This is a genomic window from Amaricoccus sp. (assembly GCF_017993425.1).
Taxonomy (GTDB): Bacteria; Pseudomonadota; Alphaproteobacteria; order Rhodobacterales; family Rhodobacteraceae; genus Amaricoccus.
This window is the reverse complement of record NZ_JAGOMQ010000001.1, coordinates 90249-110776: the sequence shown is the minus strand read 5'-3', so window position 1 is coordinate 110776 and position 20528 is coordinate 90249. Positions and strand designations below refer to the sequence as shown.

Annotated in this window: 18 protein-coding genes; 7 read left to right on the top strand and 11 right to left on the bottom strand. The window is 74.0% G+C overall.

What is annotated here, in order from left to right; all coding sequences use genetic code 11:
- Positions 1-49 precede the first annotated feature (49 nt).
- Together KBB57_RS00510 and KBB57_RS00505 are read right to left on the bottom strand one after the other, a co-directional pair.
- Positions 50-2368: a sugar-binding domain-containing protein gene (locus tag KBB57_RS00510; RefSeq protein WP_290745134.1), complete on the bottom strand. Its 2319-nt coding sequence runs from the start codon at positions 2366-2368 to the stop codon at positions 50-52.
- A complete protein-coding gene (locus KBB57_RS00505) occupies positions 2365-3018 on the bottom strand; it encodes a DUF2291 domain-containing protein (RefSeq protein WP_290745131.1) in 654 nt (217 codons plus the stop codon). The genes KBB57_RS00510 and KBB57_RS00505 overlap by 4 nt, the downstream gene beginning before the upstream one ends.
- Positions 3019-3357: 339 nt before the next feature.
- Between KBB57_RS00505 and KBB57_RS00500 the strand changes: the two genes are divergently transcribed.
- From KBB57_RS00500 to KBB57_RS00485, 4 genes are all read left to right on the top strand, one after another.
- Entirely contained in the window at positions 3358-4971 is a 1614-nt protein-coding gene (locus KBB57_RS00500; protein WP_290745127.1) for an FGGY-family carbohydrate kinase, read from the top strand.
- Positions 4968-6476 carry a glycerol-3-phosphate dehydrogenase gene (locus tag KBB57_RS00495; RefSeq protein ID WP_290745124.1) on the top strand — a complete coding sequence of 503 codons (1509 nt, stop codon included), beginning with the start codon at positions 4968-4970 and terminating at the stop codon, positions 6474-6476. Before KBB57_RS00500 ends, KBB57_RS00495 begins: the two co-directional genes overlap by 4 nt.
- A gap of 106 nt (positions 6477-6582) precedes the next feature.
- Positions 6583-7515 carry a TIM barrel protein gene (locus KBB57_RS00490; protein ID WP_290745121.1) on the top strand — a complete coding sequence of 311 codons (933 nt, stop codon included), beginning with the start codon at positions 6583-6585 and terminating at the stop codon, positions 7513-7515.
- Between the two features lie 4 nt (positions 7516-7519).
- Positions 7520-8449 carry a sugar-binding transcriptional regulator gene (locus KBB57_RS00485; protein WP_290745118.1) on the top strand — a complete coding sequence of 310 codons (930 nt, stop codon included), beginning with the start codon at positions 7520-7522 and terminating at the stop codon, positions 8447-8449.
- A gap of 539 nt (positions 8450-8988) precedes the next feature.
- Here the strand turns inward: KBB57_RS00485 and KBB57_RS00480 are convergent.
- Positions 8989-9891 carry an ROK family protein gene (locus KBB57_RS00480; protein WP_290745115.1) on the bottom strand — a complete coding sequence of 301 codons (903 nt, stop codon included), beginning with the start codon at positions 9889-9891 and terminating at the stop codon, positions 8989-8991.
- Between the two features lie 122 nt (positions 9892-10013).
- Here KBB57_RS00480 and KBB57_RS00475 point away from each other — a divergent pair, with 122 nt between their 5' ends.
- The 3 genes from KBB57_RS00475 (at position 10014) to KBB57_RS00465 (ending at position 13287) form a co-directional block, all read left to right on the top strand.
- On the top strand, positions 10014-11051 hold the full coding sequence (locus tag KBB57_RS00475) for a glycosyltransferase family 92 protein (protein WP_290745112.1): 1038 nt from the start codon (positions 10014-10016) through the stop codon (positions 11049-11051).
- Between the two features lie 3 nt (positions 11052-11054).
- Positions 11055-11885: a glycosyltransferase gene (locus tag KBB57_RS00470; protein ID WP_290745109.1), complete on the top strand. Its 831-nt coding sequence runs from the start codon at positions 11055-11057 to the stop codon at positions 11883-11885.
- Between the two features lie 289 nt (positions 11886-12174).
- Complete coding sequence (locus KBB57_RS00465) at positions 12175-13287, top strand: hypothetical protein (RefSeq protein WP_290745106.1); 1113 nt, start codon at positions 12175-12177, stop codon at positions 13285-13287.
- A 79-nt stretch (positions 13288-13366) separates the two neighbouring features.
- On the opposite strand, the gene KBB57_RS00460 is transcribed toward KBB57_RS00465, so the two are convergent.
- The 8 genes from KBB57_RS00460 to KBB57_RS00425 all read right to left on the bottom strand — a co-directional run bounded on the left by KBB57_RS00460 (position 13367) and on the right by KBB57_RS00425 (position 20525).
- Positions 13367-14140, bottom strand: coding sequence for a TIM barrel protein (locus KBB57_RS00460; protein ID WP_290745103.1), 774 nt, complete (start codon positions 14138-14140; stop codon positions 13367-13369).
- 400 nt (positions 14141-14540) lie between these two features.
- The gene (locus KBB57_RS00455) at positions 14541-15191 is read right to left on the bottom strand and encodes an aldolase (RefSeq protein WP_290745101.1); all 651 of its coding nucleotides are present in this window, start codon (positions 15189-15191) and stop codon (positions 14541-14543) included.
- 573 nt (positions 15192-15764) lie between these two features.
- Positions 15765-17030, bottom strand: a complete 1266-nt coding sequence (gene otnK / locus KBB57_RS00450) for a 3-oxo-tetronate kinase (protein ID WP_290745099.1) — start codon at positions 17028-17030, stop codon at positions 15765-15767.
- 361 nt (positions 17031-17391) lie between these two features.
- The gene (ltnD, locus tag KBB57_RS00445) at positions 17392-18279 is read right to left on the bottom strand and encodes an L-threonate dehydrogenase (protein WP_290745097.1); all 888 of its coding nucleotides are present in this window, start codon (positions 18277-18279) and stop codon (positions 17392-17394) included.
- A 101-nt stretch (positions 18280-18380) separates the two neighbouring features.
- Positions 18381-19544, bottom strand: coding sequence for a glycosyltransferase (locus KBB57_RS00440; protein ID WP_290745094.1), 1164 nt, complete (start codon positions 19542-19544; stop codon positions 18381-18383).
- A complete protein-coding gene (locus tag KBB57_RS00435) occupies positions 19541-19690 on the bottom strand; it encodes a hypothetical protein (protein ID WP_290745091.1) in 150 nt (49 codons plus the stop codon). The genes KBB57_RS00440 and KBB57_RS00435 overlap by 4 nt, the downstream gene beginning before the upstream one ends.
- Complete coding sequence (locus KBB57_RS00430; protein WP_290745088.1) at positions 19687-19836, bottom strand: hypothetical protein; 150 nt, start codon at positions 19834-19836, stop codon at positions 19687-19689. Before KBB57_RS00430 ends, KBB57_RS00435 begins: the two co-directional genes overlap by 4 nt.
- Entirely contained in the window at positions 19833-20525 is a 693-nt protein-coding gene (locus KBB57_RS00425; protein WP_290745086.1) for a sulfotransferase family 2 domain-containing protein, read from the bottom strand. Before KBB57_RS00425 ends, KBB57_RS00430 begins: the two co-directional genes overlap by 4 nt.
- Between the last annotated feature and the right edge of the window lie 3 nt (positions 20526-20528).

Here is a 20528-nt window from a genome sequence, read left to right as displayed (position 1 = left end):
GGGGCTCCTGGTCGGGTGTCGGGGCGGGGGGCGTCGGCCGGGCCATGGCTCAGCCTCCGTGGGCGGCGCGCTGGCCCGCCTCGGCGCGGGCGGCGTCGACGAGGCCGCGGGCGGTGCGCTCGTCGGTGATCAGCCCGGCGAGGAGGCCGCCGAGGAGCGCGGCGCGCAGGCCGCGCACCTTGCGGGCGCCGCCGGCGAGGGCGACCATGCGCCGGCGGCGCAGGGCGTCGATCGGCAGGGTGACGATGCGCTCGGTGATCTCGTTCTCGACCGTCCGGCCGCGCTCGTCGAAGAAGTGGCCGAGGATCTCGCCGGCGGCGCCGCGGGCCTTGAGCGCCTCGATGTCGGCGGGCGCGATCATGCCCGCGGCGGCGAGCACCGCGTCGGCGTCCGCGGCGCCCACGCCGACGAGCATCAGGTCGCTCTCGCCGGCGGCGGCGACGGCCCCGGCCACCTCCGGACGGGCGAGGAGGGCGTCGCGCTCGGCGCGGGAGGGGGCCATGAACGGGGCCGGCATGACGATCGCCGTGGAGCCCGAGCGCGCGGCGAGGAGCGCCGCGGTCTCGTGCGGGTTGGCGCCCGCCTCGCGGGTGAGCTCGCCCATCAGCGAGACGAAGCGCACGTGCGGCGCGTCGCCGCCGGGGAGCGCGTTCGCGGCGGCGGCCAGCGTGCGGCCGTAGCCGACGCCGATGGTGGTCGGCTTGCCGCGGGCGATCTCCTCGGCGAGGAAGGCGGCGCCGGCGACGCCGAGGGCCTCGAGCGGCAGCTCGTCCTGGTGCAGGTCGGTGACGACGCGGGCGAACTCGAGCCCGTAGAGGTCGACGAGCTGCTGCTGGAGGTCGACCTCGCCCGAGGCCGCCATGATCTTCTCCTTGGTGACGTCGGGGCCGAACTCCGCGGAGATCTTGCCCTTGGCCATCACCACGATGCGGTGGGCGACGGAGAGGCATTCGCCGACCTCGGAGGTCGAGTAGACCACCGCGAGGCCGCGGCGGGCGCCTTCGGCGAGCAGCTTGAACACCTCGGACTTGGCGCCGATGTCGATGCCGCGCGAGGGCTCGTCGAGGAGGACGACGGAGGGGTTCGTCGCCAGCATCTTGCCGATGACGACCTTCTGCTGGTTGCCGCCGGAGAGCGAGCCGATCATCGCGCCGCCGCCGTCCGTCTTGATGTGGACGTCCTTGATCGAGCGGTCGACCAGCGCCTGCTCGCGCGGGCGCGAGGTGAAGATGCCGCGGACGAAGGCGCCGATCGAGGCGAGCGACAGGTTCTGGCCGACGGTCATCGTCTGCACCAGCCCGTCGCGCTGGCGGTCCTCCGGCACGAGGACCAATCCGGCGGCGATGCGCTCGGCGATCGACAGGCGCGAGACGTCGGCGCCATGGAGCAGCACCCTTCCGTCGGAGGGCGCGAGACGGCCGGCGACGCATTCCATCATCTCGGTGCGCCCGGCGCCCATCAGGCCGTAGATGCAGACGATCTCGCCGGCGCGCACGTCGAGCGAGAAGCGGTCCACCACGGAATAGGCGCCGCCGGGGGCGGGGACGCTCAGGTTCTCGATCTTCAGCGCCACCTTGCCCATCTCGTAGCCGGTCGGCGGCGATCCGAGGTCGAAGTTCTCGCCGACCATGTTGCGCACGATCCATTCGAGGTCGATCTCTGCCCGCGGCGCGTAGGCGGTCATGGCGCCGTCGCGCAGCACCACGGCGTGGTCGGTGATCTGCAGCGCCTCCTCGAGGTGATGCGAGATGTAGACGATCGAGACGCCGCGGGCGGTCAGGTCGCGGATGACCTTGAAGAGAACCTCGACCTCGGAGGCGGAGAGCGCCGAGGTCGGCTCGTCCATGATCAGGATGCGCGAGTTGACCGACAGCGCCCGGGCGATCTCGACGATCTGCTGCTGGCCGAGGCGCAGCTCCTCGACCGGCGTGCGCGGGTCGATCTCCTCCTCCAGCTCCTCCATCAGCTTGCGGGTCTGCCGCTCCTCCTCGGCGAAGTCGACGCCGCCCGCCCCGCGGATCTCGCGGCCCATGAACACGTTGTCGCGGACCGAGAGGTTCGGCGCGAGCGACAGCTCCTGGTGGATGATCGAGACGCCGTTGTCGCGGGCATGGGTCGAGGACGAGAAGGTGATCGGCTTGCCGTCGAGGAGGATCTCGCCGGACGTGGGCTGGATCACGCCCGACAGGATCTTCATCAGCGTCGACTTGCCGGCGCCGTTCTCGCCGAAGAGCGTCGTCACCTGGCCGCGGTGGATGTCGAAGTTGACGCCCTTGAGCGCCTGGATCGCGCCGTAGGACTTGGCGACGTTGCGGGCCGCGAGCACGACCTCGCGGATGTCCGGGCGGGCTGCGGGGGCGTCGGTCATTGCGCCTCGAACCTCACCGGCGTCACCAGCCAGTTCTTCGGGTTGATCAGGGTGAACGCGCCGGTGACCGTGACGGTCTTGCCGGTCAGCGCCTTGTTGTCGATGCCGGCGAGCACCGCGGCCTTCATGGCGTTGTTGATCGCCGAGCCCGCATCCTGGAACTCGATCTGGTTCTTGAACTGGCCGAACTGGATCTCGCCGGTGGCGTCGCGCAGCTCGGTGCCGTTGATCGCCGGGCCGGTCTGGACGCGGACGACGACGCCCTCGGGCAGCCCCTCGACCGCGACGGGGAACACACCGGCCTTGCCCTCGCCGACCACCCCGGTGAAGGAGACCGGCATCACGTAGCCGACGCCCGCCTTGACCCCGTGCGCGGCGGTGGCGGCGTCCTTGTCGGCGGCGAGCTGGGCGGCGAGGTCCGCGGCCGGCACGGCGCGCTCGGCGACGAAGGCCTGGATCGTCGGGAACTGCTCCGCGCCGAAGGCCTCGGGCGAGAAGACGTCGGCGCGCACGTCGTGCTCGGAGCCCATCACCACTACCTTGGTGTCGACGGCGATCCCGGCGACGAGGAGCGCGGCCACCCCCGCCGCGATCAGCGTGCCGCGGGACCGGCGCGGCGGCCGGGCGGATGCGTCGATCTGCGCGCTCATGAGGCGACCTCGCGGTTCGGGGCGATTCGGGGAGCCGGGCGGGCCATGGTCGGCAGGGTCGGCGTCGCCCGGCGAGACGGGGCAGGGCGTTGACCTGTCTGCATTTCTCGGACCCCCTCCCAAGGTGTCGGCCGCTCTGGCCCTGTGGCGTCGCGGGTGCGGTTCGGTGGGCGCCGGGGCCTGCCGTCCGCTCCTCGTCGAGCTTGACAGGCAGGATCTGTATGTGAAATAAACTTCGTTGTCAGCAAAAAAATGCAGGGCGCAGCGCCTGCGGCGACGACGCGGCGGCAAGGCCGCCCACGCTGGGAGGACGGCGGATGCGGATCGGAAGCGGCGGCCATGCGTGAGGGCGCGGACCTGCTGATCGGGATCGATTCGGGCACCTCGGTGGTCAAGGCGGTGGCCTTCGACCTCGCCGGCGCGCAGATCGCCGCGGCCTCGGTGCTCAACCGCTACGACAGCGGCGCGGACGGCGCGGCCACCCAGCCGATGGAGCGCACCTGGGCGGATTGCGTGGCGGCGCTGCGCGGCCTCGGCGAGAAGGTCGAGGGGCTGGCCCGGCGCACCGCGGCCGTGGCGGTGACGGCGCAGGGCGACGGCACCTGGCTCGTGGGCAAGGGCGACGCGCCGGTCGGCGACGCCTGGCTGTGGCTCGACGCCCGCGCCGCGCCGAGCGTGGCGCGGCTCGTCGCCGGGCCGATGGAGCGCGCCCGCTTCGAGGCGACGGGGACCGGCCTCAACACCTGCCAGCAGGGCGCGCAGATGGCGCAGATGGAGCGCGCCGCGCCGGAGCTGCTCGACCGCGCCGAGGCGGCGCTCCACTGCAAGGACTGGCTCTACCTGCGGCTGACCGGGGTGCGGGCGACCGACCCCTCGGAGGCGGCCTGGACCTTCGGCAACTTCCGCACCCGCGGCTACGACGACGTGGCGATCGCGGCGCTCGGCCTCGGGCGGCGGCGCGGGCTGCTGCCGGAGATCGTCGACGGGACGGAGACCGCGCATCCGCTGACCGCGGCGGCCGCGGCGGAGACGGGGCTCCTCGCCGGCACGCCGGTCAGCCTCGGCTACGTCGACATGGTGATGACGGCGCTCGGGGCCGGGGTCCATACCGGCGACGCCCACGCGGCCTGCACGGTGATCGGATCGACCGGGGTGCATCTCGTCTCGAAGCGTGTCGAGGAGGTGACGCTCAACGCCGAGGGCACGGGCTACGTCATGGCGCTGCCGGTCCCGGGCTACGTCACCCAGATGCAGACCAACATGGCGGCGGCGCTCAACATCGACTGGGCGCTGCGCCTCGCCGCCGATCTGATGGCCGGGATGGGCCACCCGGTCGCGTTCTCCGACCTCGTGTCGCATATCGAGCCCTGGCTGGCCGCGTCGAGGCCGGGGGCGATCCTCTACCACCCCTACATTTCCGAGGCCGGCGAGCGCGGGCCCTTCGTGGACGCGAACGCCCGGGCGGGGTTCGTCGGGCTCTCCAGCGGGCACCGCTTCCCCGACCTGATGCGCGCCGTGGTCGAGGGCCTCGGCCTCGCGGCGCGCGACTGCTACGCCGCGATGGGGCCGCTCCCCTCGGAGCTGCGGCTGACCGGCGGCGCGGCGCGGTCGCGGGCGCTCCGGGCGATCCTCGCCGGGGCGGTGCAGGCGCCGGTGCGCGTCTCCGCCCGCGAGGAGGCCGGCGCGGCCGGCGCGGCGATGATGGCCGCGGTGGCGGTCGGCGCCTATCCGTCGATGGACGCCTGCATCGCACGCTGGGTGACGCCGCTCCTCGGCCCGGCCGAGCCGCCGGACCCCGACCTCGTCCGGGTCTATGACGGGCTCTTTCCCCCCTACCTCCAGGCCCGCCGCGCCCTCGCGCCGGTCTGGGAGGCGCTGGCCGCGCGCGACCGCGCCAAATCCGCATCCGGTTCGCCCGCGGCGAGCCTCGCGCCCGAAAGGAGCACGGCATGACAGAGCCCGGGATGATAGACCTCCTCGTCGTCGGCGGCGGGGTGAACGGCGCGGGCATCGCGCGCGACGCCGCCGGGCGGGGGCTCTCGGTGATCCTCGCCGAGAAGGACGACCTCGCCGAGGGCTGCTCGTCGCGCTCGGGCAAGCTGGTCCATGGTGGCTTGCGCTACCTCGAATATTACGAGTTCCGGCTGGTCCGCGAGGCGCTGATCGAGCGCGAGGTCCTGCTCGCCGCCGCGCCGCACATCATCTGGCCGATGCGCTTCGTGCTGCCGCATAGCCCGGAGGACCGGCCGGCCTGGCTCGTGCGCCTCGGGCTCTTCCTCTACGACCACCTCGGCGGGCGGAAGAAGCTGCCGGGGACGCGGGCGCTCGACCTGCGGCGCGATCCCGAGGGGGCGCCGATCCTCGACAAGTTCACCCGCGGCTTCGAGTATTCCGACTGCTGGGTCGACGACGCGCGGCTCGTGGTGCTGAACGCCCTTTCCGCGCAGGAGAAGGGCGCCGAGGTGCTGACCCGCACCGCCTGCGTCGCCGCCCGGCGGGAGAGCGGGGCCTGGACGGCGGAGCTGCGCGACGCGCGCACCGGGCAGACCCGCAGCGTGCGGGCGAAGGTCATCGTCAACGCGGCCGGCCCCTGGGTGAACGACTTCATCGGGAGGGCGGCCTCGAGCTCGACGCGGAGCGTGCGGCTGGTGAAGGGCAGCCACATCATCGTGCCGAAGTTCTGGGAGGGTCGGCAGGCCTACCTGGTGCAGAACCACGACAAGCGGGTGATCTTCATCAACCCCTACGAGGGCGACATGGCGCTGATCGGCACCACCGACGTCGGCTACGAGGGCCGGCCGGAGGACGTGGCGGCCGAGGAGAAGGAGATCGAGTACCTGATCGCCGCCGTGAACCGCTACTTCAAGGAGAAGCTGCGGCGCGAGGACGTCATCATGTCGTTCTCCGGGGTGCGGCCGCTCTTCGACGACGGCAAGGGCAACCCCTCGGCGGTGACCCGCGACTACGTCTTCGACCTCGACGAGACCGGGGGGGCGCCGCTCCTCAACATCTTCGGCGGCAAGATCACCACCTTCCGCGAGCTGGCCGAGCGGGGGATGCACCGGCTGGCGAAGTTCTTCCCGACCATGCGCGGCGATTGGACGGCCACGGCGCCGCTGCCGGGGGGCGAGATGGAGGGGGCGGATTTCGTGAGCTTCGTCGAGCGGGCGAAGCTCGCCTGGCCGTGGATGCCGCGGGCGCTCCTCCTTCACTACGCCCGCACCTACGGCGCGCGGACCGACCGCGTGGTGGGCGGTGCCACCTCGGTCGAGGGACTGGGGAGGCATTTCGGCGCGCAGCTCTACGAGGCCGAGGTGCGCTATCTCGTGGCCCACGAATGGGCGCGCGAGCCGGAGGACGTGCTGCACCGGCGCACCAAGCAGGAGTTGCACATGACGCCCGCCGAGCGCGACGCCTTCGCCGCGTGGTTCCACGCCGAACTGGCGCAGGCGGCGTGATTAACTAAGGTTTCCATCCGGTTGATGGAATTCTGAAAGCGAAATGAAATCAAATGGTTGATCTCTCTATCACGCGTGTTAGCCCGCGCCCGGAGGCCTGACCCGGATGCCCCTGACCCTCTCGCTGAACACCAACCCGCTGGTGAACCGCTTCGCCGAGCCGGACGACCTGATCGACGCGGTGGCGCGCGACCTGCGGATCCGCGACCTCCAGCTCACCCACGAGTTCGTCAACCCGAGCTGGCCCGCGCCGGTGATCCGCCGGCTGACCCGGCAGATGGGCGCGGCGCTGGAGCGGACGGGGGTGCAGGTCACCTCGGGGATGACCGGGCCCTACGGGCGGCTCAACCACTTCGGGCACCCGGACCGGGACGTGCGGCGCTACTACGTCGACTGGTTCAAGACCTTCGCCGACATCATCGGCGACCTCGGCGGGCAGGGGATCGGCACGCAGTTCGCGATCTTCACCTACCGCGACTTCGACGACCCGATCCGCCGCGACGAGCTGATCGCCATCGCCGTCGAGTGCTGGGCCGAGGTGGCGGAGCATGCGAAGGCGGCGGGGCTTTCCTACGTCTTCTGGGAGCCGATGAGCGTCGGGCGGGAGTTCGGCGAGACGATCGCCGCCTGCCTCGCGCTGCAGGACCGGCTGACGGCGGCGGACATGGCGGTTCCGATGTGGATGATGGCCGACATCGACCATGGCGACGTCACCAGCGCCGACCCCGCGGACTTCGACCCCTACGCCTGGGCGCGGGCCGTGCCGAAGGTGTCGCCGATCATCCACATCAAGCAGTCGCTGCTCGACAAGGGCGGGCACCGGCCGTTCACGGCCGAGTTCAACGCCCGCGGCAATATCCAGCCGGAGCGGCTGCTCGCCGCCTTTGCCGAGGGGGGCGCGGTCGACAACGAGATCTGCCTCGAGCTGTCGTTCAAGGAGCGCGAGCCGAACGACCGGCAGGTGATCCCGCAGATCGCCGAGAGCGTGGCGTTCTGGGCGCCGTGGATCGACGCCGGCGCGGGGGATCTGAAGGTCTGAGCCCATGGAACCCGACGACTCGCTCGCCATCCGCGCGGTCTGGCTGCACTACGCCGGGGGCCTGACGCAGGCGGCGGTGGCGAAGCGGCTGGGGCTGCCGACCGTCAAGACCCATCGGCTGATCGCCCGGGCGGTCGCCGAGGGGGTGGTCAAGGTCTCGATCGACGGGGCGGTGGTCGCCTGCGTGGAGCTCGAGGCGGCGCTGTCGGAGCGCTTCTCGCTCGATCATTGCGTCGTGGCCCCCGACCTCGCCGAGCCGGGCCTGCCGCTGCGGGCGCTGGGGGTGGCGGGGGCGGACTACCTGCGGCGCGCCATCGAGGGGGGCGGGCACAGGATCATCGGGCTCGGGCACGGGCGGACGCTCGCCGCGGCGGTGGCGCAGCTGCCGCGGCTCGACGCGACGGGGACGGCCTTCGTGTCGCTGCTCGGGGGGCTGACGCGGAACTATGCCGCCAACCCCTACGACGTGATGCACCGGCTGGCCGAGAAGACCGGGGCGCAGGCCTATGTCATCCCGGTGCCGTTCTTCGCCAACACCGCCGAGGATCGCGAGGTGCTGCTGGCGCAGCGCGGCGTGAGGGCGGTGGTCGACCTGGCCGCGCAGGCGAGCCTGAAGCTGGTGGGGATCGGCACGGTGGAGCGCGAGGCGCAGCTGGCGCGGTCGGGGATGATCTCGGCCGACGAGATGGCGGAGGCCGCCGCGGCGGGGGCGGTGGCGGAGGTGCTGGGGACCTTCCTCGACGCGGCCGGCCGGCCGATCGAGACCGGCCTGACGGCGCGGGCGATCGCCGCCCCCCTCGACGGCGCCGGGGGGCTGGTGGCGATCGCCGGGGGGGCGGAGAAGGTCGCGCCGCTCCGGGCGGTGCTGGCGAGCGGCCGGCTCTCCGGGCTGGTCACCGACGAGACGACGGCGCGCGCGCTCGCCTCGGGGTGACGCCGCGGACCGCCGCTCCCACCGGAGCGGCGGGCAGGGATCGACTTCGCATGGGCGTGTTCACGCGTGAAAATTAGCTAAGCCATTGATTTGTTTGATACGGTTATAGTATAACATCCGCAGATCACACTGCACGGCACCTGTCTGCTTTGCTGGAGCCACGGGGCGCGCGCGCCGACCGACCGAAGCGGGCTTGCCCGCGAGGCCCGGCGCGACAGGCGAAAGCATGGCTTTCGCCGCGCCGACGGCTGGAGCGCGTTGGCGCGGAAGCCGTGAGGGGCGCAGATCTCTCCGGAAGCGCGCCATCCGTCCGTGATTGCCCCGGCGAGCGCGGCAACGCGCTCGCCCCCCGAGGGGCGATCGCGGACGGATTTGCCACGGGTCAAATCCGTCTGGCGTCACCGTCGCGGCCAGCCTCGGGCCGGGCTTCCTCTCCACTGTCGTGCAGTGTGTCCGCAGATCCGGCGCCGGCCATCGAGGACGACCGGCGCGAGGGACGGGCGCCGTGAGCCCCGGGAGCCCGAGTTTGCAGCGGGCTCTCAGAGCCAGGCCGCGCCCCTCACCCCGGAGCTGTCGCCGTGGCGGTTGCGGACGAGGCGGGTGTGGAAGCGGGGGCCGAAGACGTGGGCGGCGATCTTCCCGGGGACCGTCTCGTAGAGGCGCTCGACGTTGGAGAGGCCGCCGCCGAGGACGATCACGTCGGGGTCGAGCACGTTGACGATCAGCGCCAGCGAGCGGCCGAGGCGGTCCTCGAAGCGCAGGATGGTCTCCTCGGCCGCGGCCTCGCCGGAGGCGGCGCGGGCGACCACCTCCTGCGCCGGGGGCGCGTCCTCGGGGTCGATGCCGGTGCGCCGGGCGTAGTCGGCGGCGAGGCTGCGCCCCGAGAGCCAGGCCTCGGTATGGCCGGGCACGCCGCAGGAGCAGAGCGGCCCGGGCCGCTCGTCGGCGAGCGGCGTCGGCAGCGGGATGTGGCCCCATTCGCCGCCGATGGCGTTCACCCCCTCGACGAGCTGGCCGCGGACGACGACGCCGCCGCCGACGCCCGAGCCGAGGATGACGCCGAACACCACCTGCGCGCCGACGCCCGCGCCGTCCACCGCCTCGGAGAGCGCGAAGCAGTTCGCGTCGTTGGCGATCTTCACCGGCCGGCCGAGGGCGCTGGCGAGGTCCTGCTGCAGCGGCTTGCCGTGGAGCCAGGTCGAGTTGCCGCCGTAGACGACGCCGCTGTCGCGGTCGACGGCGCCGGGGACGCCGATGCCGACGCGCTCGATGGCCTCGCCGGCCTCGTCCTCGAGCCGGCGCATCAGGCCGTCGATGGCGGCGAGGCAGCCGGCATAGTCGTGCCGCGGCGTCGGCACCCGGGCGCGGGCGCGCTCGGCGCCGTCGGGCGCCAGCACGACGCCCTCGATCTTGGTGCCGCCGAAGTCCAGTCCAAGCCGCATGGTGTCCCCCCGAACCGGTTTCGGTTCTCTCTAGCGGGCCGGACGGCGCCCGCGCAACGCCCGCGCTTTGCCAAGCGGCGGCGGCGGTGCTATTCGGGCGGCCGCTTCGGGGGGAGGCCGCGATGCTCCGGTCGACGATCGGCCGCCTGTGGAAGATCGGCCGGATCGGGATGGTCCCGCCGGCGCCCGAGCCCGGCCGCGCCGGGATCGCCGTCGCGCTCGTGGTGCGCGACGAGGCGGCGCATGTCCGGGAATGGGCGGAGTTCCACGCCGGCGCGGGGGTGCGGGCGTTCTTCGTCTACGACGACCGCTGCACGGACGCGACGATCCCGATCCTGCGCGAGACGCTGGGCGAAAGGCTGGTGGTGACGCCGTGGCGGCAGCGGCTGTCGGATGCGGGCCTGGAGCGCGAGATCCACAACCAGGCGCTCGCCTACGCCCATGCCGCCTCGAACTTCGGCGGGGCGTTCCGCTGGATGGCGTTCATCGACGCGGACGAGTTTCTCGTGCCGAAAGGCGCGGGATCGTCAGGCGTGCCGAAAGGCACGGGGGCGTCAGGCGTGCCGAAGGGCGCGGGGGCGTCGGGCGTGCTGCAGGGCGCGGGCGCGGAAGGCGTGCCGCAGGGCGTGGCAGCGTCAGGCGTGCCGGAGGGCGGGGGCGATCTCGACGCGGCGCTGGCGCATCTGGGGCCGGAGGTGGCGAACGTGTCGCTGCCCTGGCACATGTTCGGGCATTCCGGCCATGCGACGCCGCCCGAGGGCGGCGTGGTGCGGAGCTACCTGCGGCGGGCGGCGGATCCGATGAGCGACCTGCGGGGGGTGCGGGCGTTCAAGTGCCTCGTCGATCCCTGCCGGCTCGTCGGCGTGGGGGTCCATGCGATGGAGACCGGCGGGGGCTGGACGTGGAACGAGCGCGGGGAGCGGTTCCGGATGAAGGACCGCGAGGGGCGGGAGTTCTATTCCGCGGAGCATGTGCAGCTGAACCACTACTACGCGCGGTCGCGGGCGGAGCTGGAGGCGAAGATCGGGCGGGGGCCGAACCTGACCTCCAAGGCCCCGGAATACCGGCGCAAGGTGCTGCGGACGGTGGAGAACATCGAGCGGGACGAGGTCGAGGATCGCGCGGCGCTGGATTATCTCGCGCGCCGCGGCCAGATGTAGGCGATGAAGTCCGAGCTGATCGTCTCGACCTACGAGAACCCGGGGGCGCTGGCGCTCAGCCTCGCCTCGGCGGCGCGGCAGCGGGTTCGCCCGGACGGGATCGCCATCGCCGACGACGGCTCGGGCGAGGCGACGCGGGCGGTGGTGGAGGCCTTCGCCGCCGCGAGCCCCGTGCCGGTGCGGCATGTCTGGCAGGAGGACGAGGGGTTTCGCAAGGCGGCGATCCTCAACCGGGCGATCGCGACCTCGGCGGCGGATTTCCTGATCTTCATCGACGGCGACATGCTGATCCACCCGGGTTTCGTCGCCCGCCACCTGGAGCTGGCGCGGCCGGAAAGCTGGGCCTCGGGGAGCCTGATCCGGCTCGACGCCGAGGCGACGGCCTCGGTGACGGAGGCGGACGTCGCCTCGGGGCGGGTGTTCGAGATGGGGTGGCTGCGGGAGCATCGCGCGATCGACCGGGTCGGGACCTGGCTGAAGGCGATGCCGTTCCCGCGGCCGGTGATGGCGGCGCTCGACGTGGCGAGCCCGGTGCAGCGGGCCTGGGGCGGCGGCAACGCCTCGGCGTTCCGCGCGGCGATCCTGCGGGTGAACGGCTTCGACGAGACGATGCGCTGGGGGGGCGGCGACAAGGAGATGGGGGTGCGGCTGACGAACGCCGGGGTGAGGGGGCGGCACCTGCGGTTCACCGCGCCGCTCGTGCATCTCGACCACCCGCGCGGCTATGCCGATCCGGCGCACAAGGCGGCGAACAAGGCGCGGATCGCGCGGATCCGGCGCGAGGGGGTGGCGTGGACGCCGGACGGGATCGTCAAGGGGCCGGCGCCGGCATGACGGACGTGGGGGGCGGCGCTGGCGTGACGGATGCGGTGGGCGGCGCTGGCGTGACGGATGTGGGGGGCGGCGCTGGCGTGACGGATGTGGGGGGCGGCGCTGGCGTGACGGATGCGGTGGGCGCCGCCGGCGTGAGGGATGCGGGGGCCGGCGCCGACATGAGGGACGCGGGGGCCGGCGCGGGCAGGACGGGCGCGAGGGGGGTCACGGGCGTGGCGGGCGCGAGGACCAGTGCGGGGATGGCAGGCGCGAGGACCGGAGCGGGCATGACGGACGGGAGGGGCCGCGGATGACCGACGCGAGGGTCGACGCGTTCTCGACCATCGTGCTGCCGGAGGGGCTGGGCGTGCGCCGGGCGCCGGTGATCCCGGAGGCGGACCGGCCGGAGAACCACGACGCCCGGTATGACGCGCTGGGGCTCGTCCATGACGTGGTGCATGTGGCGGAGGCGGGGGTGGTGCGGCTCTACTGTCCGCCGCCGCTGGAGCTCGGCGTCGCGTTCCGCGAGGGGGCGTTCCGGCTGGACGGGCGGCCGGCGCCGCTGCGGCGGCTGCGGCGGTGGCGGCGCCATGCGGTGGCGGAGCTCGCCGCGCCGGCGCGGCCGGAGCGGCTGGCGTTCGGGTTCCGGGGCTGGGAGGCGGAGGTTCCGGTGCATTCCGACGCGGACTGCGCCGCCTTCGCCAGTCGGAACGTGCTGGTGACGCTGTCGAAGGACAACGCGCTGCCCTGGGTGCGGGACTGGGCGCGGTTCCACGTCGGCGAGCACGGGGCGGATGCGGTGCTGTTCCTCGACAACGGCTCGGAGGGCTACGGGCCGGAGGCGCTGGCGGAGGCGCTGGCCGTGCCGGGGATCGAGGTGGTGCGGGTGGCGCGGATCGACCGGCCCTACGGGCCGATGCCGCTGCGGGGCTCGAAGAGCCGGGCGATGTTCCTGCAGACGGCGCTCCTCAACCTCGCGCGGGCGCGCTGGCTGTGGCGGGCGCGGGCGGTGCTGCAGATCGACGTGGACGAGCTGGTGGTCGGGCGGGACGGGCGGAGCGTCTTCGACGCGACGGCGGCGTCGCGGGCGGGGTGGATCAAGTTCCGCGGGCTGTGGCGGACGCCGATGGGCGATCCGGAGGCGCCGGTCCATGCCGACCACTGGGGGGTGCTCGACGACGGCAAGCCCTGCCCGGCGAAGTACTGCATCGTGCCGGCGGGGCGGATGCGGCGGCATTCGTGGAACGTCCACAACCTCGACCTCGTGCCGTTCTCGCGGCGGTTCGAGAGCGCGGATTTCCACTACCTGCACTGCCGCGGGATCACCACGCGCTGGAAGCGGGAGCATTCCCGGCAGGACCTCGGGGCCCGGCCCGCGGATGCGGGGGCGCGGGCGCTTCTGGAGCGTGTCCTGGGGGCCTGAGCCCGTGCGGTCGAAAATGTCCCACAGTGTGATGCTGAGCAAGATACTGAAATAGCGCCGTATTTTCCGTGATCTAAAGTTATCCACAGGCGGCGCGGGCCGTGGCGAGCCAGCCGAGGGTGGCGTCGGTGTCGGGGCCGGGGCGGTATTCGGCGCCGACGGGGGTGGTCCAGCCGAGGCGGTCGATCTCGGGCAGGAGCCAGCGGTAGTCGAGCTCGCCGTGGTCGGGCGGGCCGCGGTCGGGGACGGCGGCGATCTGGATATGGCCGGTGAGCGGCAGGAGGGCGGCGAGGCGGCGGGTGAGGTCGCCCTCCATGATCTGCAGGTGGTAGCAGTCGAACATCAGCCGGAGGTTCGGCAAGGCGAGCTCGCGGATCAGCGCGGCGGCCTGGGTCGAGGTGGCGAGGAAGTAGCCGGGCGCGTCGTAGTGGTTGAGGGGCTCGATCAGGATCGTGAGCCCGTGGGGGGCGGCGGCCGCGCAGGCGTGGCGGAGGTTGGCGGCGAAGGCCGCGTGGGCGCGCGGGCCGCCGCTGTGGCCGGCCATGACGTGGACGGCGCGGGCGCCGATGGCGACGGCGTAGGCGATGGCCTCGTCGATGGCGGCGCGGGCCTCGGCCTCGCGGCCCGGGAGCGCGGCGAGGCCGTTCTCGCCGCGGGCGAGGTCGCCGCGGAGGGTGTTGAGGCCCAGCATGGCGAGGCCGGTCTCGTCGAGGGCGGCCTTCGTCTCGGCGGCGGGTGTGGCGTAGGGCCAGTGGCATTCGACGGCGTCGAAGCCGGCCGCCCGGGCGGCGCGGATGGCGTCGGGGAGGGGACGGTCGGTCCAGAGGAAGCCGAGGTTGGCGGAGAACTTCATGGGTTGCGTTCCTCGTGGGTCGCCGCCGGGGCGTCGTGGCCTGTCGCCCTGGCCATGCGGAAGCCGGCGGGGGCTTCATGCAGACTTCCGGGGGCCGCCTTGGGGGAGCGCCGCACCCCCGGGTCCGGCGTCGGCGGTTGCGCCTGGTCCCGCCGACATCTCAGGGGGGCGTCGGCGCGCCTGCCTGGGCTGGCGCGAAGCGCCTGCGTCGTGCCGAAGGCACGCCTCCGGCGTGACGGGGCAGGCAGGCGCTGCCGATGCTGGCGCATCGGCGAGGGCAGCGGCGGCCGGCGGGCGCCGCTTCGGGCGAGGCGATGAGGTCGGCGAGCGCGCGGGCTTTCCAGTCGACGCGGCGGCGCCGGGTGCGCGTCGGTTCGGGCGGGGCGTTGAGGGGCGCGCGTCATGCGTCCCATTCCACGTCGAATTTGGTCACGACGGCGCGGATCTGATCCGGGGTGAGGGCGCGGGGGGCGAGGCCGCGGGTGAGGAGGGCGAGGCGGGCGGTGTCCTCGAGCTCCTCGATGGCGTTGCAGGCGGCCTCGACGTCGGCGGCGGCGACGACGGGGCCGTGGTTGGCGAGCATCACCGCGCTGCGCCGGCCGGCGAGGCTGCGGACGGCGGCCCCCATGGCGGGGTCGCTGGGCAGGAAGAACGGCAGGAGCTTCACCCGGCCGAGCTTCATGATCGCGTAGGGGGTAAGCGGGGGGAGGAAGTCGTCGGGGTCGACCTCGGGCAGCATCGAGAGGGCGACGGCGTGGCAGGAATGCAGGTGGACGACGGCGCCCGCGGTGGAGCGGGTGTCGTAGAAGGCGCTGTGGAGCGGCATCTCCTTGGTCGGCTTGTCGCCGCCGGTCAGGGCGCCGCCGGCGTCGAAGCGGCTGAGGCGGGCGGGGTCGAGCCGGCCGAAGCTCGTGCCGGTCGGCGAGACGAGGAGGCCGCCGTCGGGGGTGCGGGCGGAGATGTTGCCGGTCGAGCCGCCGGTGAGGCCGCGGTCGAAGAGCGACCTCGCCAGGGTGCAGATCAGCTCGCGGAGGGCGGATTCGGGGGTCATGGGCGGGTCATGTCATACGGGGCTCGGCCCGAAGGCCTCGGACGGCGCCTCCCGGGTCGGTCGGCGTCTCGAGGGGATATCGGCGCGCCGACCCGGGCTGGCGCAAAATGTCTGCGGGGGGCCGGGGGGGGCACGCTTCTCCTCCGGCCCGCACAGACGGAATGAAGCCGAAAGCCGCCCGACCGAAGTGGGCTCCGCCCGCGAGGCTACGGCGCGACAAGCGAAAGCATGGCTTTCGCCGCGCCGACGGCTGGAGCGCGTTGGCGCGGAGGCCGTGAGGGGTGAAGATTTCCCCGTCGCGCGCAATCCGTCCGTGAGCGCCCCGGCGAGCGCGGAATCGCGCTCGCCCCCCGAGGGGCGATCGCGGACGGATTTGCCACGGGTCAAATCCGTCTGGCTTCGGCGTGGCGTCCTGTTCCGACCCGATCCGGGGCCTCAGCCGGGATGCGGCCGCCGAGGGAGATGGCGGCGCAGCTCGGGCTGCGCAGGGCGCCCGGGCGGCCGGGCCGGGGCGGCCGGCCGACGGGGGAGGCCCGGGGATGCGGGGACGGCTGGACCGGGGAGCGGGGCGGGTCATCGGCCGAGGGCGGCGAGGGCGTCGGCGAAGAAGGTCTCGGCGCCGAAGTTGCCGGATTTGAGCGTGAGCGCGATCGGGTGGCCGGCGCTCTCGGCGAAGCACCAGGGGACGCCGGGGGCGATCTCGGGGCCGACGCGGAGGCGGGCGACGCCGAGGGCCCGGGCGACCGCGCCCGAGGTCTCGCCGCCGGCGACGACGAGGCGGCGGGCGCCGCGGTCGCGGGCGGCGACGGCGAGGCGGGCGAGCGCCTGCTCGACGATCTCGCCGGCGCGGGCGGCACCAAGCGCGGCCTGGGCGGCGCGGACCTCGGCCGGCTCGGCGGTGGCGTAGAGGAGCGGCGCGGGGTCGGGCGGCTGCGCGGCGAGCCAGTCGAGCGCGGCTCCCGGGCCTTCGGCGGCGAGCGCGGCGGGGTCGAGGCGGAACGCGGGCGCGCCGGTGGCGCGCCAGGCGGCGACCTGGCGGTTGGTCATGGCGGAGCAGCTGCCGGAGAGGATGACGGCGCCGGGGCCGGGGGCCGGCGGGCGGGCGGCCTCGGGCTCGCGGGCGAGCAGGCCCTCGCGGAGCCAAAGCTCGGGGAGCGGCATGGCGACGGCGCTGCCGCCGGTCAGGAGCGGCATGTCGCGGCAGGCCTCGGCGATGACGCGGAGGTCGGCGTCGGCCACCGCGTCGACGACGACATGGGCGACGCCTTCCGCGGCGAGCGCGGCGAGGCGGGCGCGCAGGGCCTCGGGGCCGCGGGCGACGGCGAGGCGGTTGGCGAGGCCGACCGGGCGGGCGACCTGCGGCGCGAGGAGGCGCATCAGGTTCGAGTCGCGCATGGGCGTCAGCGGGTGGTCCTTCATCGGGCTCTCGGCCAGCGGCTGCTCGCCGACGAAGAGGACGCCCATGAAGACGGCGCGGCCGTTCTCGGGGAAGGCGGGGCAGTAGATGGTCTGGGCGGCGCCGAGGTCGGCCATCAGGGCCTCGGCGACGGGGCCGATGTTGCCTTGGGGGGTCGAGTCGAAGGTGGAGCAGTATTTCCAGAAGAAGCGCGAGGCCCCGGCGGCGCGCAGCCAGGCGAGGGCGGCGCGGGTCTCGGCGACGGCCTCGGCGACCGGCGCGGTGCGGCATTTCAGCGCGATCACCTCGATGGGCGCGGCTTCCGCAGGCGGGTCCGTGGGCACGCCCATGCGGAGCGAGACGGGCGCGCCGGAGCGGGCGAGGAGGCCGGCGAGGTCGGTCGAGCCGGTGAGGTCGTCGCCGATGCAGCCGAGAAGGGTCATGGCAGGGTCACCGGGGCCTGGGGGCGGCGTGGCGGGCGAGGACCCTGGCGGCGAGGCGCTGCCGGGTCCGGATGGATGCCCGAGTGCTGCGAGGCCAGGGCGCCGCGGCGGTCGAGGTCGGTCGGGCCGATGAGTCCATCGCTTGTGCGGCCGGTGTGGGTCATGGGCCGCGTGTGAGCTCCAGGCTGGCGTTGGGGGCGTAGACCTTGGCGGCGGGGGCGTCGTCCTCGCGGCCGGAGCCGGACGTCGAGGCGGCAGGGAGCGGCCGGGTCGGTGGGCGCGTCCATGAGCCGCGAGACCGGCGCGCGGGAGCGGGCGAGGTCGGTCGCGGCGGTGGGATCGCCGGTGTGGCCGGCGCGGGTCATGGGTCGCCCGGGAGCTTGAGGCCGGCGTTGCGGGCGTAGACCTTGGCGACGGCGGCGTCGTCCTCGCGGCCGAGGCCGGAGCCGGAGGCTGCGAGGAACTGCTGGAGGGCGGCGGCGGTCAGGGGGGCGGCGAAGCGGGCGGAGCGGGCGATGTCGAGGACGATGCCGAGGTCCTTCGGCCAGATGTCGACGGCGGAATGCGGGGTGTAGTCGCCGGCCGCGACGTGGGGGGCGCGGTTCTCCAGCATCCAGCTCGTGCCGGCGCATTGCGGGATGACCTCGAGGAAGCGCTCGGGGGTGACGCCCTGGGTGAGGCCGAAGGTCAGCGCCTCGGCCATGGCGGCGATGTGGACGCCGGCGAGGAGCTGGTTCACGGCCTTCATCGCCGAGCCGGCGCCGGCGGCGTCGCCGAGCTCGAAGACCTTCGCGGCGGTGGCGTCGAGGACGGGGCGGGCGGCGGCGAAGGCCGCGGGCGTGCCGGAGGCCATGACGGAGAGCTGGCCCTGCGCCGCCTTGGCCGACCCGCCGGAGATGGGGGCGTCGAGGTAGAGGAGGCCGAGGGCGGCGGCGCGGGCCTCCATGGCGCGGGCGAAGTCGGGGGCGACGGTGGCGCAGGCGATGACGACGGCGCCGGGGCGGAGGGTGGGCGCCATGCCGTCGGGGCCGAAGAGGGCGGCCTCGGTCTGGGCGGCGTTGAGGACGACGACGACGGCGGCGTCGAGGTCCGGGCCGGGGACGGGGCCGGGCTGGCCGCCCTCGGCGCGGAAGCGCCCGGCCTGCGCGGGGGCGACGTCGGCGCCCCAGGTGCGGTGGCCGGCGCGGACCAGCGACGTCGCCATGCCGTATCCCATCGAGCCGAGCCCGATCACCGCGACGTTGGCCATGCTGGTCCTCCCGTTTCGGCGAGCCTATCGGGGGAGGCGGCGGCGGGGCAAGCGGGGTTGTGTCGGGGCCGTCTTGGGGCGTCAGGCGGCAAGACCGCCGTTCAGGCGGGGGCGCCCGTCGCGGCGCGGATGATGTCCTCGATCCGGCGGTGGAGGACGCGGGTGTCGAACTGCGTCACGGCGCGGGCGCGGGCGGCTTCGGCGAGGCGGCGCCGGAGGGGGGCGTCGGCGAGGACGGAGCGGAGCGCGGCCGTGTAGCCTTCGAGGTCGTGCTCGGGGACGAGGATTCCGTCGGCGCCGGAGGTGACGGCGTCGGGGATGCCGGCGTGGATCGTGGAGACCACCACGGCGCCCGAGGCCATCGCCTCCTGGATGGCGATGGGGAGGCCCTCCTCGTTGCCCTCGGCGTCGGTGACCGAGTGCTGCGCGAAGACCGCGGCGCGGGCCATCTTGTCGCGGACCACGGCGTGCGGCTGGAGGCCGAGGAAGCTCACGCGGCCGGCGACGCCGAGGCGGGCGGCCTCGGCGCGGGCGGGGTCGAGGAGGGGGCCGTCGCCGATCATCTCGAGGCGCTTGGAGGGGAGGTCGGCGGCGGCGCGGGCGAAGGCGGCGATGGTGACGAGGGGGGCCTTCTTCGGGATCATCCGGCCGACGGCGAGGACGAGGTCGGGGTCCTTCTCCGCCGGGGCGAACAGGTCGGTGTCGACGCCGGAGGGGATGACGTGGCTGTTGGGGTGGCGGAGCCCCTTGGCGGCGAGGTTGTCGAGGAGCGACTGCGAGACGGAGAACCAGCCGGCGAGGCGGGGGATCGCGGCGCGGTAGGAGAGGACGCGGAGCGGCGAGGACAGGCGCTTCGAGGCGTCGAAGCCGCGGAAGTAGACGAAGACCGGGATGCCGAGCGCCTGGCCGACGGGCGCGAAGCTGGAGCCGAGATGGCCGAACTCGGCGAGGATGGCGAAGCAGCGGTTCTCGCGCAGGAAGGCCTCGACGCGGTCGCGCACCCGGCCGAAGGGCACGCCGGAGGCCTGCCAGCGCAGGGTGTTCCAGGCCTTGCCGAGCTCGAGCTCGGCGCGGGGGGCGAGGCCGGGCGGGCGGCGGGTGACGTGGAGCATGGGCTTCCCGGTGGTGAAGCCGGGCTCGACAGAGTAGCAGACGATGGCGGTGTTCCCGCCGAAGAGCTCGTTGATGTGGCGGCGCTGGGAGATCTCCGTCGACTTGCCGACGACGCTGGTCACGATGGCGAGGCGGCCCGGCGGCTCGGTCATGCAGGGGCCTCCGCGGCGGCGTGTCGGGCGGGGCGGCGCCCGACGGCGTGGCGGGCGATGGCGGTCTCGCTGCGGAAGGGCTCGCCCGCGCCGGTCGACTTGACGAGGCTGGTCACGATGGCGAGGCGGCCCGGCGGGTCGGTCATGCAGGGGCCTCCGCGGCGGCGTGTCGGGCGGGGCGGAGCCCGACGGCGTGGCGGGCGACGGCGGTCTTGCCGCGGAAGGGCTCGCCCGCGCCGGTCGACTTGATGAGGCTGGTCACGAGGGCGAGGTGGGCCGGCGGGGCGGTCATGCGGGGGGCTCCGCGGCGGCGAGGGAGGCGAGGAGGGCGTAGTCCTCGGCGTAGGCGTCGCGGATCAGCGCGTCGGTGGCGCGGGAGCAGGCGACCGGGATGGGCGAGGAGCGGCGCTCGTGGAAGAGGCCGGGGGTGGGCGGCGTGCCGGTGGTCGCGTCGATCCAGCGGAACACGGCGTCGAGGCCGTCCTCGAGCCGGAAGAGGCGGTGGCGGGGGTCGACGAAGGCGGCCTGCGGGCGGAGGTGGTTGGAGAGGGTCCAGGGGTCGCGGCCGGCCTCGGCCAGCGCGCGGGCCGCCCATTGGTCGAAGTCGAGATATTCCGTGCGGCCGCCGAGGCGGGCGAGGTAGGTCGGCCGGCCGGCGACGCGGTTGCGCGCCAGCCGGGCGAGGCCGATGGGGCGGAGCTTGGGGCGGAGCGGCTCGGCGCGCATCCGGAACTCGGAGACCAGCCGGGCCTTGGGATCGCGGAGCACGGCGAAGCCGGCGTCGTAGGCGCCAGGGGGCACGATCTCGGCCCAGGCCTCGCGGTGGAGGTGCTGCACGGGGACGCGCGCCCAGCCCTTGCCCTGGCCGTGCAGCGCGAGGGCGGCGCCCTTGGCGCGCAGGTAGGCCTCGACGCTGGTGCCGCCGGTCTTGGGGACGTGGACGAAGAACAGCGTCGTGGCGCCGATGCGGGCGAGCGGCATCGG

Bases quoted from the DNA above. Each gene is read 5' to 3' on its own strand.
- KBB57_RS00510 (WP_290745134.1), bottom strand. From the start codon at position 2,368: ATGACCGACGCCCCCGCAGCCCGCCCGGACATCCGCGAGGTCGTGCTC.
- KBB57_RS00505 (WP_290745131.1), bottom strand. From the start codon at position 3,018: ATGAGCGCGCAGATCGACGCATCCGCCCGGCCGCCGCGCCGGTCCCGC.
- KBB57_RS00500 (WP_290745127.1), top strand. From the start codon at position 3,358: ATGCGTGAGGGCGCGGACCTGCTGATCGGGATCGATTCGGGCACCTCG.
- KBB57_RS00495 (WP_290745124.1), top strand. From the start codon at position 4,968: ATGACAGAGCCCGGGATGATAGACCTCCTCGTCGTCGGCGGCGGGGTG.
- KBB57_RS00490 (WP_290745121.1), top strand. From the start codon at position 6,583: ATGCCCCTGACCCTCTCGCTGAACACCAACCCGCTGGTGAACCGCTTC.
- KBB57_RS00485 (WP_290745118.1), top strand. From the start codon at position 7,520: ATGGAACCCGACGACTCGCTCGCCATCCGCGCGGTCTGGCTGCACTAC.
- KBB57_RS00480 (WP_290745115.1), bottom strand. From the start codon at position 9,891: ATGCGGCTTGGACTGGACTTCGGCGGCACCAAGATCGAGGGCGTCGTG.
- KBB57_RS00475 (WP_290745112.1), top strand. From the start codon at position 10,014: ATGCTCCGGTCGACGATCGGCCGCCTGTGGAAGATCGGCCGGATCGGG.
- KBB57_RS00470 (WP_290745109.1), top strand. From the start codon at position 11,055: ATGAAGTCCGAGCTGATCGTCTCGACCTACGAGAACCCGGGGGCGCTG.
- KBB57_RS00465 (WP_290745106.1), top strand. From the start codon at position 12,175: ATGACCGACGCGAGGGTCGACGCGTTCTCGACCATCGTGCTGCCGGAG.
- KBB57_RS00460 (WP_290745103.1), bottom strand. From the start codon at position 14,140: ATGAAGTTCTCCGCCAACCTCGGCTTCCTCTGGACCGACCGTCCCCTC.
- KBB57_RS00455 (WP_290745101.1), bottom strand. From the start codon at position 15,191: ATGACCCCCGAATCCGCCCTCCGCGAGCTGATCTGCACCCTGGCGAGG.
- otnK (WP_290745099.1), bottom strand. From the start codon at position 17,030: ATGACCCTTCTCGGCTGCATCGGCGACGACCTCACCGGCTCGACCGAC.
- ltnD (WP_290745097.1), bottom strand. From the start codon at position 18,279: ATGGCCAACGTCGCGGTGATCGGGCTCGGCTCGATGGGATACGGCATG.
- KBB57_RS00440 (WP_290745094.1), bottom strand. From the start codon at position 19,544: ATGACCGAGCCGCCGGGCCGCCTCGCCATCGTGACCAGCGTCGTCGGC.
- KBB57_RS00435 (WP_290745091.1), bottom strand. From the start codon at position 19,690: ATGACCGACCCGCCGGGCCGCCTCGCCATCGTGACCAGCCTCGTCAAG.
- KBB57_RS00430 (WP_290745088.1), bottom strand. From the start codon at position 19,836: ATGACCGCCCCGCCGGCCCACCTCGCCCTCGTGACCAGCCTCATCAAG.
- KBB57_RS00425 (WP_290745086.1), bottom strand. From the start codon at position 20,525: ATGCCGCTCGCCCGCATCGGCGCCACGACGCTGTTCTTCGTCCACGTC.